The sequence below is a fragment of the Ralstonia pickettii genome (assembly GCF_016466415.2).
GTDB lineage: Bacteria > Pseudomonadota > Gammaproteobacteria > Burkholderiales > Burkholderiaceae > Ralstonia > Ralstonia pickettii.
Window position 1 is genome coordinate 2,082,311 of sequence record NZ_CP066771.1, and the last position, 16,036, is coordinate 2,098,346.

General features: G+C 65.2%; 16 protein-coding genes. 7 read left to right on the forward strand and 9 right to left on the reverse strand.

Going from position 1 to position 16,036, the window contains the following annotated elements; translation table 11 throughout:
• The 5 genes from RP6297_RS09850 to RP6297_RS09870 all read right to left on the reverse strand — a co-directional run bounded on the left by RP6297_RS09850 (position 1) and on the right by RP6297_RS09870 (position 4,730).
• The gene (locus RP6297_RS09850) at positions 1-726 is read right to left on the reverse strand and encodes a DUF969 domain-containing protein (protein WP_012762373.1); all 726 of its coding nucleotides are present in this window, start codon (positions 724-726) and stop codon (positions 1-3) included.
• A gap of 55 nt (positions 727-781) precedes the next feature.
• Complete coding sequence (gene pxpA / locus RP6297_RS09855) at positions 782-1,525, reverse strand: 5-oxoprolinase subunit PxpA (RefSeq protein WP_037028832.1); 744 nt, start codon at positions 1,523-1,525, stop codon at positions 782-784.
• Positions 1,526-1,544: 19 nt separating this feature from the next.
• Positions 1,545-2,594 carry a 5-oxoprolinase subunit C family protein gene (locus RP6297_RS09860; protein ID WP_004630996.1) on the reverse strand — a complete coding sequence of 350 codons (1,050 nt, stop codon included), beginning with the start codon at positions 2,592-2,594 and terminating at the stop codon, positions 1,545-1,547.
• Positions 2,591-3,238 carry a 5-oxoprolinase subunit PxpB gene (gene pxpB / locus RP6297_RS09865; RefSeq protein ID WP_037028463.1) on the reverse strand — a complete coding sequence of 216 codons (648 nt, stop codon included), beginning with the start codon at positions 3,236-3,238 and terminating at the stop codon, positions 2,591-2,593. Before pxpB ends, RP6297_RS09860 begins: the two co-directional genes overlap by 4 nt.
• A 277-nt stretch (positions 3,239-3,515) precedes the next feature.
• A complete protein-coding gene (locus tag RP6297_RS09870; protein ID WP_037028461.1) occupies positions 3,516-4,730 on the reverse strand; it encodes a multidrug effflux MFS transporter in 1,215 nt (404 codons plus the stop codon).
• A 484-nt stretch (positions 4,731-5,214) separates the two neighbouring features.
• Here RP6297_RS09870 and RP6297_RS09875 point away from each other — a divergent pair, with 484 nt between their 5' ends.
• The 5 genes from RP6297_RS09875 to RP6297_RS09895 all read left to right on the forward strand — a co-directional run bounded on the left by RP6297_RS09875 (position 5,215) and on the right by RP6297_RS09895 (position 10,466).
• Positions 5,215-6,729: an ABC transporter ATP-binding protein gene (locus tag RP6297_RS09875; RefSeq protein WP_037028831.1), complete on the forward strand. Its 1,515-nt coding sequence runs from the start codon at positions 5,215-5,217 to the stop codon at positions 6,727-6,729.
• Complete coding sequence (locus RP6297_RS09880; protein WP_037028458.1) at positions 6,722-7,831, forward strand: ABC transporter permease; 1,110 nt, start codon at positions 6,722-6,724, stop codon at positions 7,829-7,831. Before RP6297_RS09875 ends, RP6297_RS09880 begins: the two co-directional genes overlap by 8 nt.
• A gap of 13 nt (positions 7,832-7,844) precedes the next feature.
• Positions 7,845-8,765 carry an ABC transporter permease gene (locus tag RP6297_RS09885; protein WP_037028457.1) on the forward strand — a complete coding sequence of 307 codons (921 nt, stop codon included), beginning with the start codon at positions 7,845-7,847 and terminating at the stop codon, positions 8,763-8,765.
• An 81-nt stretch (positions 8,766-8,846) separates the two neighbouring features.
• Positions 8,847-10,004 (forward strand): BMP family ABC transporter substrate-binding protein, encoded by a 1,158-nt coding sequence (locus tag RP6297_RS09890; protein ID WP_037028454.1) that lies wholly within the window; start codon positions 8,847-8,849, stop codon positions 10,002-10,004.
• 165 nt (positions 10,005-10,169) lie between these two features.
• Positions 10,170-10,466, forward strand: a complete 297-nt coding sequence (locus tag RP6297_RS09895) for a YkvA family protein (protein WP_012762382.1) — start codon at positions 10,170-10,172, stop codon at positions 10,464-10,466.
• Between the two features lie 9 nt (positions 10,467-10,475).
• Here RP6297_RS09895 and RP6297_RS09900 read toward each other — a convergent pair whose 3' ends face one another.
• From RP6297_RS09900 to RP6297_RS09915, 4 genes are read right to left on the reverse strand one after another with little or no spacing between them, the layout of a single operon-like run.
• A complete protein-coding gene (locus RP6297_RS09900; protein ID WP_037028452.1) occupies positions 10,476-11,456 on the reverse strand; it encodes a quinone oxidoreductase family protein in 981 nt (326 codons plus the stop codon).
• On the reverse strand, positions 11,453-11,884 hold the full coding sequence (locus RP6297_RS09905; RefSeq protein ID WP_037028449.1) for a methylglyoxal synthase: 432 nt from the start codon (positions 11,882-11,884) through the stop codon (positions 11,453-11,455). The genes RP6297_RS09900 and RP6297_RS09905 overlap by 4 nt, the downstream gene beginning before the upstream one ends.
• A 10-nt stretch (positions 11,885-11,894) precedes the next feature.
• Positions 11,895-12,686, reverse strand: a complete 792-nt coding sequence (locus tag RP6297_RS09910) for an SDR family oxidoreductase (RefSeq protein WP_012762385.1) — start codon at positions 12,684-12,686, stop codon at positions 11,895-11,897.
• A 50-nt stretch (positions 12,687-12,736) separates the two neighbouring features.
• Positions 12,737-13,654 (reverse strand): DMT family transporter, encoded by a 918-nt coding sequence (locus RP6297_RS09915; RefSeq protein WP_037028447.1) that lies wholly within the window; start codon positions 13,652-13,654, stop codon positions 12,737-12,739.
• 185 nt (positions 13,655-13,839) lie between these two features.
• Between RP6297_RS09915 and RP6297_RS09920 the strand changes: the two genes are divergently transcribed.
• Positions 13,840-15,318, forward strand: a complete 1,479-nt coding sequence (locus RP6297_RS09920; RefSeq protein ID WP_037028829.1) for an NCS1 family nucleobase:cation symporter-1 — start codon at positions 13,840-13,842, stop codon at positions 15,316-15,318.
• A 67-nt stretch (positions 15,319-15,385) separates the two neighbouring features.
• Positions 15,386-16,036 (forward strand): uracil phosphoribosyltransferase, encoded by a 651-nt coding sequence (gene upp, locus RP6297_RS09925; protein WP_012762388.1) that lies wholly within the window; start codon positions 15,386-15,388, stop codon positions 16,034-16,036.

The window sequence follows — 16,036 nt, forward strand, 5'->3', positions numbered from 1 at the left end:
TTACCCCTGCTTGGCCGCAGCCGCGTTGGTGTTAGCGGAGGCACCCATTTCACGGGCAAGCCAGCCGTCCAGGCGCTTGAGGCGCACCGAGTGGATCAGGAACGCGCAGACCGCCGTCGGGATGCCCCACACCGCAATGTGCAGCGGTTCCACGTCGATGCCCGAGCCGAGCAGGAACGTGTGCATCAGCGCGATGGCGCCGAAGGCCACGAAGATGTCTTCGCCGAAGAACAGGCCGACGTTGTCGGTAGCGGCACAGAAGGCCAGCAGGCGTTCGCGCACCGGCGCCGGCAGCTTGCCGAAACGGTTTTCGGCGGCGCCTTCGGCCATCGGGGCCAGCAGCGGGCGCACCATCTGCGGATGACCGCCGAGGCTCGTCAGACCGGCAGCCGCCGTCAGCTCGCGCACGGCGAGGTAGACGATCAGCAGGCGGCCAACCGTGGCCGATTGGATGCGCGAGATCCAGTTCTGCGCGTGTTCACGCAAGCCGTGCCGCTCGAGCAGACCCACCACCGCCAGCGGCAGCAGGATGATCAGCGGCAACGTCCGCGTCTTGATGATGCCCGTCCCGATCGCCGTCAGGATCTGCTCGATGGACATCGATGCCGCAAAACCGGTGGCGATGGCGGCCACGGCCACCACCAGCATCGGATTGAATCGCAGGATGAACCCCGCGATGATGACGACCACCCCGATCAGCGGCCATAGATTCACTGCCGTACCCATGTGGTGCTTCCCCCCAAGTTGATAAAAAGCCCCGCTGGAAGGACGGGGCCGTGGCTCAGGCGCCGGCGCGAACAGCGATGCCTTCGCTGCCAAGCCGTTCCCGAATGCGTCGCGCGAACGCCAGCGCATGCGCGCCGTCGCCGTGCAGACAAACCGTTTCCGCGCGGATCGGAACCCACGTGCCGTCGATGGCCTTCACGCGCTGCTCGCGCACCATCGTCAGCGTCTGGTCCAGCGCGGCATCTTCGCTGTCGATCAGGGCGCCCGGCGTACCGCGTTTGACGAGCGAGCCGTCCGCGTTGTATCCGCGATCGGCAAACACCTCTTCCTTGGCCTTCAGGCCGAGTTCACGTGCAGCCTTGACCAGCTCACCGCCCGCCAGGCCAAACACCACCAACGACGGATCGAAATCGCGAATCGCCCGCACGATGGCGACGGCCAGAGGCCGGTCACGCGACGCCTGGTTGTATAGCGCGCCGTGCGCCTTCACGTGGGCCAGCCTGCCGCCCTGCGCCCGCACGATGGCTGACAGCCCACCAATCTGGAACAGCACGCCCGCGTAGATTTCGTCGGGCGGCAGATGCATTTCAGTGCGGCCGAAGTTTTCGCGATCGGGAAAGCTCGGATGCGCGCCGATCGACACGCCCTGGCGCAGCGCCCAGCCCACGGTCTGGCGCATCGTATTGACGTCGCCGGCGTGCCAGCCGCACGCGATGTTGGCGGAACTCACCAGGGCGAGCAGCGCCTCGTCGGTATCGCAGCCTTCGCCGAGGTCGGCATTCAGATCAATTGCAGTCATGATGTTGTCTTCCGGTGCATCAGGCATTCAGTCGCGTCTTGGCGGTGCGATGCGCGCTCGACAGAATGCCTTGGCGCTGCCAATCCAGCGCGGTTTCGATTTGCTGCAGATACCGTGCCACGTCGGCACGGGCGGCTTCGGCCTCTTCCAGCGTCACACGCTCGAAGCGCACGCGCGTGCCGAGCGGAATCTGCGCCAGGCGCCATTGGTCGGCCAGGATGACGGAGCCGATCTTCGGATAGCCACCGGTGGTTTGTGCATCGGCCATCAACACGATGGGCTGGCCCGATGGCGGCACCTGGATCACGCCCGGCACCACGCCATGCGAGAGCAGATCGCCGCTGCGCTGCTTCTTGCGCTTGAGTTCCGGCCCCTGCAGGCGAAAACCCATGCGGTTGCTGTTGGGGGTGAGCGTCCAGTCGGATTCCCAGAATGCGGCTTGCGCATCGGCAACGAAATCGTCGTATTCAGGACCGGGCAGCACGCGCATGACAGGCGTGTCCTTCTGCGCGCGGTCGAACGTCCAGCGGGCGGCCTTTACGGCAACGGTATCGCCGCTGATGTCAGGGGCGTACGTTGTGTCGGCAGGCAGCACGGGCAGCCTGTCGCCATCCTTCAGCGGGCGCCCTTCGAAACCGCCAAAGCCGGCCTTCAAATCAGTGCTGCGCGAGCCCATCATCTCGGGCACGTCGATGCCGCCGGCCACGCACAGATACGCGCGCACGCCGCCCTGCGCCACCCGCAAGGTCAGCATCTGCCCGCGTTGCACAGGGATGGCGCGCCACGCATGCACCGGTGCGCCGTCGAGCGTGGCGCGGCAATCGGCGCCCGTCAGCGCGATCAGGCCATTGGCGTGGAAGCGCAGCGTGGCGTTGCCCAGCGTGAATTCGATGCCCGCGGCATCGCTGCGGTTGCCGACCAAGCGGTTGCCCACATACAGCGACAGCGGATCCAGCGCGCCCGACGTGCACACGCCAAAGCGGCGATAGCCCGTGCGGCCCAGGTCTTGCACCGAGGCCAGCACGCCGGCCCGCACGATCTCGATCATGGGTTGGGGTTTCGAACTCATGAGCGCACCTTCGAGGCAACAAAGCGGATGCGGTCTCCAGGCGAGAGCAGCGTGGGGGGATTGCGCTGCGGCATGAAGAGCGCCGCGTCTGTGCGGCCGAGCAATTGCCAACCGCCGGGGGATGCGGCCGGATAGATGCCGGTCTGCTCGCCGCCGATGCCGACCGAACCGGCCGGCACGGCCATGCGCGGCTCGGCGCGGCGCGGCGTGGCAAGCGACTTGTCGAGCCCGCCCATGTAGGCAAAGCCCGGCTGGAAACCCAGGAAATAGACGATGTATTCGGGTGCGGTGTGGCGGCGCACGACTTCGGCCGTGCTCAGGCCGGTGTGCTTGGCGACTTCGCGCAGGTCGGGACCTTCGTCACCGCCATAGGCGACTTCGATGTCGACGAGTTTGCCGTCGGCCACCAGCGCCTGGCTTTCTTCCCAGGCTTCGCGCAGCTGCGTGGTCAGTCGCTGCGCATCGGCCAGTGGACCGAACACGAGCGTGAGGTTGTTCATGCCGGGCACCACGTCGACCACGCCCAGCCAGTTGGACGCGCGCGAGGCCATGGCCCAGATACGCTGCTGGCAATTCAGGGTGGCCGGTGGCGGCACTTCGCACAACAGCGCCAGTTCGCCCAGCCGGTGAATCGTGCACTGCAACTTAACCCCCGTCTCGTGTGGGCCGTTGGCGGAAAGATCCCGGCAAAACGACGCGCGTTTGACAACGAAAGCGATACGTTAATAAATTGTCGATAAATTCTGTATAAGAAGTAACCCTTAGTCACTCAGGGCCAAGTCCCGGCCGATGCTGTCCGGCTGCACTCATCATAGGTGCCGAACACGATCAGCGTTGACAGGCATGTTATGCCAAAGTCATATGAAGGGATGAAGACGCCTCCCAGAACAAGAGGCGTAGCGCAAGACCCGAAACGGAAGATCAGGCGGCAGGCTCTGCGCGCGTAACACGCAGGCCAAGGACGAGCGCGACGATGGCACACACAGCCATCATGCCCAGCAGCGGCAACGCGGTCTGGCCGATGGCCGCGACCACCGTACCGGTCACCATCCCAAGGCCGAATTGCATCGCGCCCATGAGCGCCGAGCCCGTGCCCGCGCGCGCGCCCTGCCCCGCCATTGCCAAGGCGCCGGTGTTGGGCGAGATACAACCGATCGACGCGATGTAGCAGAACAACGCGGCCAGCACGAGCGGCAGCGGCGTAAAGCCAGCCCCGGCAGCCGCAGCGGCCAACACGCTGGTGATGGCCGGCACCCACAGCGCCCGCCGCAACACCCGCGCCGGAGAATACTTGCGCACCAGCCGCACATTCACGCGCGAGGCCGCGATCATCCCAGCCGCGTTGCTGCCGAACACCCACGCATAGTGCGACGGCGTCAGCCCATAACCGTCGATCAGCACGAACGACGACACGGTGATGTATGCAAACATGCCCGACAGGAAGACCGCGCCGCACCACATATAGGCGGCGTAATGGTGATCGCGCAGAAGTTCCCAGTAGTCGCGCAGCACGTGGCCGACCGCCAACCTGCGCGCCTGCTCGGGCGCCAGCGACTCGCGCATCAGGTAATGCACGGCCACCAGCGAGAGCACGCCAAATGCCGTCAGCAGGGCAAAGATGACCCGCCACGTTGTGAACTGCAGCACCGCGCCGCCAATCATCGGCGCGAGGATGGGCGCCACACCCATGACCAGCATCAGCGTCGAATACGCCTGTGCGGCGCCGGCCGGGTCCATGCGATCACGCACCGCTGCGCGCGCGATCACCATGCCGGCGCAACCGCCAAATCCCTGCACGCCGCGCAGGACGGCAAGCATCGTGGCGTCTTTGGCGAACGCGCAGCCAATGGATGCAGCCACGTACATCGCCAGACCGATGTAGAGCGGCGGCTTGCGGCCAAAGCGGTCGCTGGCCGGGCCATAGATCAGTTGGCCAATCGCCAGGCTGATCAGGAAGACAGTCAGTGTGAGCCCCGCTGCAGCCGACGATGTATTCAGATCGCGCGCAATGGTTGGCAGGCTGGGCAGGTACATGTCGACCGACAGCGGGCCGATGGCCGTCAGCGCGCCAAGCAGCAGGAGCCAGCCGGGAATGGGGCCGGGCATGCGGGATCGTGCAGGAGCGGGAGCAGTCATGAAGGCGGAAGCGGGACGCGGCGGACGGGAGGCCGCCGCCGGAGCAAACCAAGAACTTTAGCGCAAAGCGACGCGCCACGCGCGCGCACCGGCCAGGTGCAAGACGGCCTGCGCGCCCCACCCGAGGGCTGCACGCGCAACCTGCATACATCGACATGACAAGCTGAACGCTGGAAACGGCCCTGAATGGCCCGGCACGGGATTTGCACTCTGCCACCCCCCGTACGAGGCAGTCGCAAGCGGGCCGAAATCGCCGTCCGGTGCGGTGCCGGGCGATATAATTTGTGGTTGATGGCAAGCATCACGCAAACATGATGATTGCTGCGATGCGTCGGCGCGAATCTGCGTCGGCGTTGCTGCTGTGAAGTGTCGTCAACACCCAAAAAGAGACCGCCTCCGATGCGCACCCCGCACGGTGAGCGGCACGGAAACCACGAGCCAACCTGTTGTGACACAACTCCCACCACGCCTGTCGCTGACGGGCATGACCAAGCGCTACCCGAGCGTGGTCGCCAACGACGGCGTGAGCCTCACGGTCGCGCCGGGCGAGATCCACGCCGTGCTCGGCGAAAACGGCGCCGGCAAGTCGACGCTGATGAAGATCATCTTCGGCGCCGTGCAGCCTGACGCCGGCGAGATGAAGCTCGACGGCCAACGGGTCGAGATTGCCAACCCGCACCAGGCGCGATCGTTGGGTATCGCCATGGTGTTCCAGCACTTCTCGCTGTTCGACACGTTGACGGTGGCGGAGAACATCCTGCTCGGCCTGCCCGCCGGCACCGATCTGCGCGACGTGGCTGATCAGGTGCGCAGCACGGGCGAGAGGTATGGCCTGCCGCTGGAGCCGCATCGCCATGTGCATACCCTGTCGGTGGGCGAGCGCCAGCGCGTGGAAATCGTCCGCGCGCTGCTCACCAAGCCGCGTCTACTGATCCTTGACGAGCCGACCTCGGTGCTGACACCGCAGGCGGTCGAAAAGCTTTTCGTGACGTTGCGCCAGTTGGCGGCAGAGGGCACGAGCATCCTGTACATCAGCCACAAGCTCGACGAGATCCAGGCCCTGTGCCACACCGCCACGGTGATGCGCATGGGCAAGGTCACGGGCGTGTGTGACCCGCGCCAGGAAACGGCGGCATCGCTGTCGCGCATGATGATCGGCGGCGAGCCTCCGCGCGAATTGCGCCCGCAGACCACGCCGGGCGAGGTGCGCATGGAAGTGGCTGGCCTGTCGCTGCCCAAGGCACATGCCTTTGCGACGGAGCTGCATGACATCGCACTGCAGCTGCGCAGCGGCGAGATCGTCGGCATTGCAGGCGTATCGGGCAACGGGCAGCAGGAACTGCTGGCAGCCCTGTCCGGCGAAGACACCCGCGCGGCGGCACAGACCATCAGCATCGGCAACGAGCCAGTCGCCAAGCTGGACCCGCGTGCGCGCCGCAAACGCGGGCTGTCGTTCGTGCCGGAAGAGCGCCTGGGGCGCGGTGCCGTGCCGTCGCTGTCGCTGGCGGCCAATACGCTGTTGACGCATCAACGTGCGCCACAGGTGCGTGGGGGGCTCATCGACAAGAAAGCCGCCGCCAAGCTGGCTACCGCCATCATCAGCCGGTTTGGCGTGAAGGCTGGCGGCCCCGACGCGTTGGCCAGGAGCCTGTCGGGCGGCAACCTGCAGAAATTCATCGTCGGCCGCGAAATCGAATGCGCGCCGCGCGTGCTCATCGTCGCGCAACCCACCTGGGGCGTCGACGTGGGTGCGGCGGCGCAGATCCACAACGAAATCCTCGCGCTCAAGGCAGGGGGCTGCGCCATCCTGATCGTGTCGGAAGAACTCGACGAACTCTTTGCGCTGTGCGATCGCCTGCACGTGATCGCCAACGGGCGCCTCTCCCCCTCCACGCCCACGCACGCCACCGACCGCGAACAGATCGGCCTGTGGATGAGCGGCATGTGGGACAAGGCCCCGGTTTCAACCGCAGCAAGCTCGGAGGTGGTCCATGGCTGACGTCATGCATGGCAGCCGCCTGGCGCTGCCGATCTCGCTGGAGCTGCGCGCGATCCCGTCGCGCACCATGGCCTATGCCTCGCCGCTGATCGCCCTGGCGCTGACGATGGTGTTTGGCCTGCTGCTGTTCGCGCTGCTGGGCAAAGATCCGGTGGCCGGTCTGCGCGTGTTTCTGGTCGAGCCGCTGGTGAGCAAGCGGGCGATTGGTGAAGTGCTGCTCAAGACCGTGCCGCTGGTGCTGTGCGCGCTTGGCTTGTCGGTGTGCTATCGGGCCAACGTGTGGAATATCGGCGCGGAGGGGCAGCTCATCGTGGGCGGCATCTTTGCAGCGGCCACGATCATCTACTTCGATACACCGACGCCCGCCATCCCCGGGGGCTTTGCACTGGTGCTGGCCATCGTTGCCGGCCTCATTGGCGGCGCGCTGTGGGCCGCAATCACGGCGCTGCTGCGCGATCGCTTTCATGCCAACGAGATCCTCGTCTCGCTCATGCTCACGTACATCGCGCAGTTGCTGCTGCTGTACGTGGTCAACGGGCCGTTGAAGGACCCGAACGGCATGAACTTCCCGCAATCGATCGTGTTCGACAGCGCGTTCGTTCTGCCGACGCTCGTCGCCGGCACGCGCTTGCACGTCGGCTTCCTGTTCATGCTCGTGATGACGGCGGCGATGACGTTGTTCGTCTTCCGCAGCTTCGCGGGCTATCGGTTGCAGGTGGGTGGCCTCGCTCCACAGGCCGCGCGCTATGCGGGTTTCTCGTCGCGTGCGGCGCTGTGGACGGCGCTGCTGGTGTCGGGCGGCCTGGCGGGTATTGCCGGCGCCTTTGAGGTCACGGGGCCGATCGGGCAACTGCTGCCATCCATTTCCCCCGGCTACGGCTTTGCCGCCATCGTTGTGGCGTTCGTCGGGCGCTTGAATCCGGTGGGCACCGTGCTGGGTGCGATCGTGATGTCGCTGTTCTATATCGGTGGCGAGCTTGCGCAATCGCGCTTGGGCCTGCCGTCGGCCATTACCGGAGTGTTCCAGGGGATGCTGCTGTTCTTCCTGCTCGCCTGCGACACGCTCATCGAATACCGCCTGCGCTGGCGCGCGCATCACTGATCAGGCTGCACACATGGAAAGTCTCGCCCCCCTGATCGCCGCGTCGATCAACGCCGGCACCCCGCTGTTGCTGGCCGCCTTGGGCCTCTTGATGAACGAGCGCTCCGGCGTGCTCAACCTCGGCGCGGAAGGCATGATGCTGGTGGCCGCCGTGGTTGGTTTCATGGTCGGCTACCAGACGCAGATTCCGCTGCTGGGCTTTGCTGCCGGTGCGATTGCAGGCATGGTGATGGCGGCCCTGTTTGCATGGCTCGCGCTGGTGCTCGTCACGAACCAGGTCGCCACGGGCCTCGCCTTGTCGATCTTCGGCACCGGACTGTCCGCCTTCATGGGGCAGCGCTTTGTGGGCATGTCGCTGCCGGCGCAGGCGCACGGCATCCCGGGGCTGGAGTCGATTCCGGTCGTGGGCCCCGCCCTGTTTGCGCACCACTGGATGGTCTATTTCAGCCTGCTGCTGTGCGGCGCGATTGCCTGGTTTCTGTTCAAGACGCGCGCGGGCCTCACGCTGCGCGCCATTGGCGAATCGCCGGAATCGGCTCACGCGCTCGGCTACCCGGTGCGCACTATCCGCTTTGGCGCGCTGTTGTTCGGCGGCGCATGCTGCGGGCTGGCCGGCGCATATCTTTCGCTGGTCTACACGCCAATGTGGGTCGAAAACATGGTCGCCGGACGCGGCTGGATTGCCCTGGCCCTGACCACCTTTGCCACCTGGCGCCCGCTGCGCATCCTGTTCGGCGCGCTGCTGTTTGGCGGCGTGACGATCCTGCAATTTCACCTGCAAGGGATGGGCGTGTCGGTACCGTCGCAGATTCTGTCGATGGCACCGTTTGCCGCCACCATCGTCGTGCTGGCCATCATCTCGCGCAATCCGGATTGGATTCGTCTGAACATGCCCGCATCGCTGGGCAAGCCGTTCCGCCCGGGGGCTGCCTAAACTGCGGCCTGAGCCTTCTGCATTCCCGTCTTTTGCTTCAAGCTTCAATACAGTCAACGAGCCACACAACAGGAGAAATCGATGAACGTTACCCGCAGGATCACGCTGGCCGCTCTGGCCGCCGGCGCTGCCCTGACCCTCTGGGGTTGCGGCAAGTCCAACGACAGCGCTGGCGGCAACGCCGCGCCGGCCGCGTCCTCGGCCCCAGCCGCAGCCGCACCGGCTCCGGCCAATGAGCCGCTGAAGATCGCCTTCGTCTACGTCGGCCCCGTGGGCGACGCAGGCTGGACCCACGCCCACGATGACGGCCGCAAGGAAGTCGAAGCCAAGTTCGGCGACAAGGTGAAGACCAGCTTCGTCGAAAGCGTGCCCGAAAGCGCCGCGGATGCCGAACGCGTGTTCCGCGACCTGGCCACGCAAGGCAACAAGGTCATCTTCGGTACGAGCTTCGGTTTCATGGAATCGATGCTCAAGGTTGCCAAGGAATTCCCGGACGTGAAGTTCGAGCACGCCACGGGTTTCAAGACTGCTGACAACCTCGGCCAGTACGACGTTCGCACGTATGAAGGCGCATATCTGGCAGGCGTGGTGGCCGGCAAGATGAGCAAGTCGGGCAAGCTGGGCGTGGTGGGATCGGTGCCCATCCCCGAGGTGATCCGCAACATCGATTCGTTCACGCTGGGCGCACGCAGCGTCAACCCGAAGGCCACCACCCGCGTGGTGTGGGTCAACAAGTGGTTCGATCCGGGCAAGGAGCGCGAAGCGGCCACCACCCTCATCGGCCAGGGCGTTGACGTGCTGATGCAGAACACCGACTCCGCCGCAGTCGTGCAAACCGCGCAAGAGAAAGGCGTCTACGCCATCGGCTGGGACAGCGACATGACCAAGTTTGGCGAGAAGGCCCACCTGGCCGCCTCGATCAACAAATGGGGCGTGTACTACACCAAGGTCATCGGCGACGTACTTGAAAACAAGTGGAAGCCGGAAACCGTGTGGTGGGGTCTGAAGGAAGGCGCAATCGACCTGGGCGCTTACAACGCCGTGGTGCCCGAAGACGTGAAGACGCTGGTCGAGACCCGCAAGAAGGGCATCATCGACGGCTCGGCACCGATTTGGAAGGGTCCGCTCAAGGACAACACCGGCAAGGAAGTCCTGCCCGCTGACAAGGTCGCCGACGACGGCTTCCTGCACGGCATCAAGTTCTACGTCGACGGCGTGGAAGGCAAGATTCCGGGCTAAGTCGTACCCGTCTCGGCAAAAGCCGGCACCTCGCGCGAGGGCCGGCTTTTTTTTCATGGACGATGGGTCTTCATCTTGAAAACCGGGCCGTTTCCCCAAGCTGATACGATGGTTTGCCGGCCAACCGCTTGCATGTGACGCCGGCTTTTCATCAAGGAGCCCGCGATGTTCGGACGACTCTTCCGCCTGTGGAGCGTGGTGCGCAACGATGTGCGCCTGCTGTGGTTTGCATTGCGCCATCCGGACAAACCGTGGTGGCTCGCACCGGCTGCGCTGCTGCTGGTTGGCTATGTGGTATCGCCGATCGACCTGATCCCGGATGTCATCCCGGTGATCGGCTGGGTGGACGACATCGTGCTGGTGCCGTTTGCGCTGCACATGCTGCTGCGCGGCCTGCCTGAGCGCGTGCGCGAAGATGCGCGCTTTGCGGCCGCCCGGCGTGTGAATCCCGCCGGGCGGTAACGTCTTGCCTTACGGCAAGAAGATCGTCGACCCGGTCGTCTTGCGCGCTTCTAGATCGCGGTGCGCCTGCGCCGCGTTCTGCAGGTCATAGCGTTGGTGAATTTCGATTTTCACCTTGCCGCTGCCCACCACATCAAACAACTCTGCCGCCATCGGTTCCAGCAGTTCGCGTCGCGCCGTATAGGTCATCAGCGTCGGGCGGGTGATCTTGAGCGAGCCTTTTGCGCTCAGCACGCTGAGGTCAAACGGGGGCACCGGGCCCGATGCGTTGCCGTATATCACCATCATCCCGCGCGGTGCGAGGCAATCCAGCGAGCCCATGAAGGTGTCCTTTCCAATGCCGTCGTAGACCACCGGCACGCCCTTGCCGCCAGTGATTTCGCGCACGCGTTCGGTGAAGTTCTCGCGCGTGTAGACGATGGTGTGATCGCAGCCGTGCGCACGGGCAAGTTCAGCCTTGGCATCGCTGCCGACGGTGCCGATGACGGTAGCGCCGAGCGCCTTGAGCCACTGGCACGCAATCAAACCCACGCCGCCTGCGGCCGCATGGAACAACACCGTATCGCCCGGCTGCACACGGTAGCTGTCGCGCAGCAGGTATTGCGCGGTCATGCCCTGCAGCATCATGGCTGCGCCGGTTTCAAAGTCGATCGCATCCGGCAGGCGCACCAGAATGTCGGCCGGCATGGTTCGCACCGCCGCATAGGCACCGGTGGGGCGGCCGGCATAGGCGACGCGGTCGCCAGGCTTGACGTGCGTCACGCCCTCGCCCACCGCCTCCACCACACCCGACGCTTCCATGCCGATGCCGCCCGGCAGCGGCTGCGGATACAGACCCGTGCGGAAATACACGTCGATGTAGTTCAGGCCGACGGCATGCTGCTTGACCGTCACCTCGCCGGGGCCGGGCGCGGGCACATCGACATCGACGTACTGCATCACCTCCGGACCGCCGGTCTCGAAGATGCGGATGGCTTTCGCTTGTGTCATGCGTGAATCTCCTTCGGATCAGGCGCCACCCGTTGCAGGGCCGACATCACCAGGTCGGCGGTGGCAAGGTTGGTGGCGCAGGGAATGTTGTGGACGTCGCAGGCGCGGACCAGCGCGTTGATATCAGGTTCGTGCGGTTGCGGCGTCATCGGGTCGCGCAGGAAGATGACGGCGTCGACACGGCCTTCGGCCAACTGCGCGCCAATCTGCAAGTCGCCGCCCCGCGGGCCGGACAGCATGCGCTGCACGGTCAGGCCGACTTCCTTCTCCAGGCGGCCACCCGTGGTGCCGGTCGCCAGCAAGTCGCATTGCGACAGGAAGGCCTGGTGCGTTTGGGCGAAAGCGACCATGTCATCTTTTTTGTGGTCGTGTGCGATCAGTGCGACACGGCGTTTGCGGACTGCGCTTTCGGGCGTAAGAGTGGTCATCGTGATTGGCTTAGAAGGTGCCAGGAAAGCTGCCGCCATCCAACAGGATGTTTTGCGCATTCAGGTAGCCGGCATGCTGGCTGCAGAGGAAGGCACACACGGCGCCAAACTCGGCCGGTTGGCCGAAGCGTCGGGTGGGATTGCCCTGCCGCTTGCGGTCGAAATTCTCTTCTGCGCTGATGCCGACGGCCTTGGCGCCTGCCTCCAGCGTCTTGGTCAGGCGGTCGGTCTCGAACTGCCCCGGCAACAGATTGTTGATCGTTACGCCATGCTTGGCGACTTCACGCGCCAGGCCGGCCACGAAGCCCGTCAGGCCAGAGCGCGCGCCGTTGGACAGACCCAGCACGTCGATCGGCGCCTTCACCGCCCCGCTGGTGATGTTGACGATGCGGCCCCAGCGGCGCTCGATCATCTTGTCGACGGTAGCTTTGATGAGGTCGATAGGCGTGAGCATGTTGGCGTTGAGCGCGGCATTCCACGCGTCGCGGTCCCAATCGCGGAAGTTGCCCGGCGGCGGACCGCCCGCATTGTTGATCAGAATGTCGGGCGAGCCGCCCAGGCGCTCGCAAGCGAGCAGCGCTTCGGCGCGGCCTTCCGGCGTGGTGATGTCGGTGGCGACGGCCTCCACGCGCACACCGTGCGCCGTGCGGATGCGCTCGGCGGCTGCCGACAACGCTTCGGCACCGCGCGCGACGATCACCACATCCACGCCTTCGGCAGCCAGCGCGTCGGCGCACGCAAAGCCCAATCCCTTGCTTGCGCCGCACACCAGCGCTCGCTTGCCTTTCAGGCCCAAGTCCATCTGTCTGACTCCTTGTGGTTGTTATTTGGATTATTTAGATCGGCCGCCCGTCAGCCGCGACGGCGTGACAGCAGCGCCATACCGGCAAGCACCAACGCACTGCCGGCAATCTGCCAAATCGTGATCGGCTCGCCCAGCAGCCACCAGCCCAACAGCAGCGTCGACACCGGCCCGATCATGCCCGCCTGCGACGCCACCGGCGCACCCACGCGCGCCACCGCCATCATCGTCATCGTGACCGGCGCCACAGTACAGAACACCGAGTTGATGGTCGACAGCCCATATACCTGCCAGGGCAACACCAGCGCCGACATCGGCCGCAGCACCAGAAACTGGACGATACAGGCCGCGGTCGACACGCACATCGCATAGGCGACGAGCCGCATCGAACCCACGCGTTTGACCAGCTCACCGCTGGCCAGCAGATAGATACCGTAGCTGATGGCGCTGGCGAGCACCAAACCGCCGCCCAGCCAGACGTTGTTGCCGCCCAGATTCAGGTCATGCGCGAACACCAGCACGATGCCGGCATAGGCCAGCGCCAGCGACACCCATTGCAAGCCGGTAATGCGCCGCTTGAATACCGTTGACGTGATCAACAGCACGAACGACGGCGTCAGAAACAGGATCAGCCGCTCCAGCCCGGCCGTGATGTACTGCAGCCCGAGGAAGTCGAGAAAGCTGGAGAGGTAATAGCCGATGAGCCCCAAGCCGACGATGCGCCAGCGGTCCGGCACAGCCAGGGGCTCCGCACGGCGCGACTGCCACCATCCCATCGCCATGAACAGCGGCGCGGCCAGCAGCATGCGCAGGGTGATGACCATGACGGCGTCCACCTGATAGCGGTACATCAGCTTGGCGACGATGGCCTTGGCGGAGAACAGCACGGCGCCCACCGAGGCGAGCAGCAGGCCACCGGTGTCGGTGGTTCTTGCGGGCGTGGAAGACACAGAGGACGCGGTGGTCACAGCGGGGGTGTGGGAGAGATGCGGGCGGCGTTGGAGAGCGCTGTCGATTGTATTGGAATTCAACAAAACGTTCCGGCGCGGGGGTGCGGTGCGCGTGGCACAGGTTTCGCTTGTGGCAGCAGCGACCGCCGTACAATCGCGCCTGCATTCCGAACATCTACAACGACAACGGATCCCACTTCGACATGAGCCAAACCACCTCTGCCGCATTCTCTGCGGACGCCGCCGGGGCACCCGACCCGACCCTCTGGAACGAAGACCTCAACCCGACCCCGCCCGCCGCCCGCACCTGGACGGCCACCAACTACGCCGCGCTGTGGGTGTCGATGGTGGTGTCGGTGCCGGCCTACATGCTGGCTTCGGGCCTGATGAGCGAGGGCATGAACTGGTGGCAGGCGGTGCTGACGGTGTTTCTCGGCAACCTGATCGTGCTCGTGCCGATGGTGCTGGTGGGGCACGCGGGTACCAAGTACGGCATTCCCTTCCCTGTGCTGGTGCGGGCCTCGTTCGGCGTGCGCGGTGCGCAGTTGCCGGCCATTCTGCGGGCCATCGTGGCGTGCGGCTGGTTCGGCATCCAGACGTGGCTGGGCAGCCAGGCGATCTACACGATCCTCAACGTCGTCACGGACAACATGCTGGTCGGCAGCAATATTCCGGGGCTGGGCATCAACCCGGGCCAGGGATTCTGCTTCCTGCTGTTCTGGGCGCTGCACATCTGGCTGATCACCAAGGGACTCGAATCGATCAAGCGCTTCCAGGCGCTGGCCACCCCGCTGCTGATCCTGGCGGCACTCGGCCTGGTCTGGTGGGCGTATATCAATGCGGGCGGCTTTGGCCCAATGCTCTCGGCGCCGTCGGCGTTTTCTGCCGGCGGTAAGCGCGCCGGCGAGTTCTGGGGCTTCTTCTGGCCGTCGCTCACCGCCATGGTCGGCTACTGGGCCACGCTGGCGCTGAATATTCCCGACTTCACCCGCTTCGCACGCAGCCAGCGCGACCAGCTCGTCGGGCAAGCGATCGGCCTGCCGCTGCCGATGGGTCTGCTGGCGCTGGTGGCCGTGCTCGTCACGTCGTCCACGGTGGTCATCTACGGCCAGGCCATCTGGGATCCGGTTACGCTGGCCGGCAAGATGACCGGCCCGTCGGTCATCGTGGCACTGCTGGCGCTGATCACCGCCACGCTGATGACGAACATCGCCGCGAACGTGGTGTCGCCGGCGTATGACTTTTCAAACCTGGCGCCGCATCGCATCTCGTTCCGCATCGGCGGCTACATCACGGCGGGCATCGGCCTGGCGATGATGCCGTGGAAGATCCTGGAAACCACCAAGGGCTACATCTTCACGTGGCTGGTCGGTTACGGCGCGCTGCTGGGCCCGGTGGCCGGCATCATGATGGTCGATTACTTCCTGGTGCGCCGCACGGTGCTCAAGACCGGTGAACTGTTCCGCGTGGACGGCCCGTACGGTTACGGCAACGGCTGGAACGGCCGCGCCATCGTCGCGCTCATCATCGGCGTGCTGCCCAATCTGCCGGGCTTCTTCAAGCAAGCCGGGTTCGTCGCCAGCGTGCCGGGCATGTTCGAAGCGCTGTACACGTATGCGTGGTTCGTGGGCTTGGCGATCTCCGCCGTGGTGTATGTGCTCCTGATGCGCGGCCGCCGCTGAACGCTTCCAAAATCGACCCCGGGGACGCGCCGGTAAAATGCGCCCCATCGCAGAATCCGTTGCCGCCATGAAACAAGATCCGCGCTTTCCGAACCTGTTCATCCTCAACCACCCGCTGATCCAGCACAAGCTCACGCACATGCGCGACAAGGACACGTCGACACGCACGTTCCGCGAGTTGCTGCGTGAGATCACGCTGCTGATGGGCTACGAGATCACCCGCAACCTGCCGCTGACCAGCCGCCACATCGACACGCCGATGGGCCCGATGGAAGCGCCCGTCATCGCCGGCCGCAAGCTGGCCGTGGTGCCGGTGCTGCGTGCGGGCGTGGGTATGAGCGACGGCTTGATCGAACTGATTCCGTCGGCGCGTATCGGCCATATCGGCGTGTACCGTGATGAGCAGCACCGTCCGGTGGAATACCTCGTGCGGCTGCCCGACCTGGAAGACCGCACCTTCATCCTGTGCGATCCGATGGTCGCCACCGGTTACTCGGCCGTACACGCCGTCGACGTGATGAAGAAACGCGGCGTGCCCGACGAGAACATCCTGTTCCTGGCACTCGTGGCGGCGCCCGAAGGCGTAGAGGTGTTCCAGAAGGCGCATCCGGGCGTGAAGCTGTTTGTGGCTTCGCTCGATTCGCACCTGGATGAAAACGCCTACATCATCCCGGGCCTAGGCGATGCGGGCGACCGCCTGTTCGGCACGAAAAACTGA

What these genes read in the sequence shown, in the direction of transcription:
- RP6297_RS09870 (WP_037028461.1), bottom strand. Translation starts at nt 4,730, where the DNA reads ATGACTGCTCCCGCTCCTGCACGATCCCGCATGCCCGGCCCCATTCCC.
- RP6297_RS09910 (WP_012762385.1), bottom strand. Translation starts at nt 12,686, where the DNA reads ATGGACTTGGGCCTGAAAGGCAAGCGAGCGCTGGTGTGCGGCGCAAGC.
- RP6297_RS09885 (WP_037028457.1), top strand. Translation starts at nt 7,845, where the DNA reads ATGGAAAGTCTCGCCCCCCTGATCGCCGCGTCGATCAACGCCGGCACC.
- RP6297_RS09900 (WP_037028452.1), bottom strand. Translation starts at nt 11,456, where the DNA reads ATGACACAAGCGAAAGCCATCCGCATCTTCGAGACCGGCGGTCCGGAG.
- RP6297_RS09880 (WP_037028458.1), top strand. Translation starts at nt 6,722, where the DNA reads ATGGCTGACGTCATGCATGGCAGCCGCCTGGCGCTGCCGATCTCGCTG.
- RP6297_RS09875 (WP_037028831.1), top strand. Translation starts at nt 5,215, where the DNA reads ATGACCAAGCGCTACCCGAGCGTGGTCGCCAACGACGGCGTGAGCCTC.
- RP6297_RS09905 (WP_037028449.1), bottom strand. Translation starts at nt 11,884, where the DNA reads ATGACCACTCTTACGCCCGAAAGCGCAGTCCGCAAACGCCGTGTCGCA.
- RP6297_RS09920 (WP_037028829.1), top strand. Translation starts at nt 13,840, where the DNA reads ATGAGCCAAACCACCTCTGCCGCATTCTCTGCGGACGCCGCCGGGGCA.
- RP6297_RS09890 (WP_037028454.1), top strand. Translation starts at nt 8,847, where the DNA reads ATGAACGTTACCCGCAGGATCACGCTGGCCGCTCTGGCCGCCGGCGCT.
- RP6297_RS09850 (WP_012762373.1), bottom strand. Translation starts at nt 726, where the DNA reads ATGGGTACGGCAGTGAATCTATGGCCGCTGATCGGGGTGGTCGTCATC.
- RP6297_RS09860 (WP_004630996.1), bottom strand. Translation starts at nt 2,594, where the DNA reads ATGAGTTCGAAACCCCAACCCATGATCGAGATCGTGCGGGCCGGCGTG.
- RP6297_RS09895 (WP_012762382.1), top strand. Translation starts at nt 10,170, where the DNA reads ATGTTCGGACGACTCTTCCGCCTGTGGAGCGTGGTGCGCAACGATGTG.
- pxpA (WP_037028832.1), bottom strand. Translation starts at nt 1,525, where the DNA reads ATGACTGCAATTGATCTGAATGCCGACCTCGGCGAAGGCTGCGATACC.
- upp (WP_012762388.1), top strand. Translation starts at nt 15,386, where the DNA reads ATGAAACAAGATCCGCGCTTTCCGAACCTGTTCATCCTCAACCACCCG.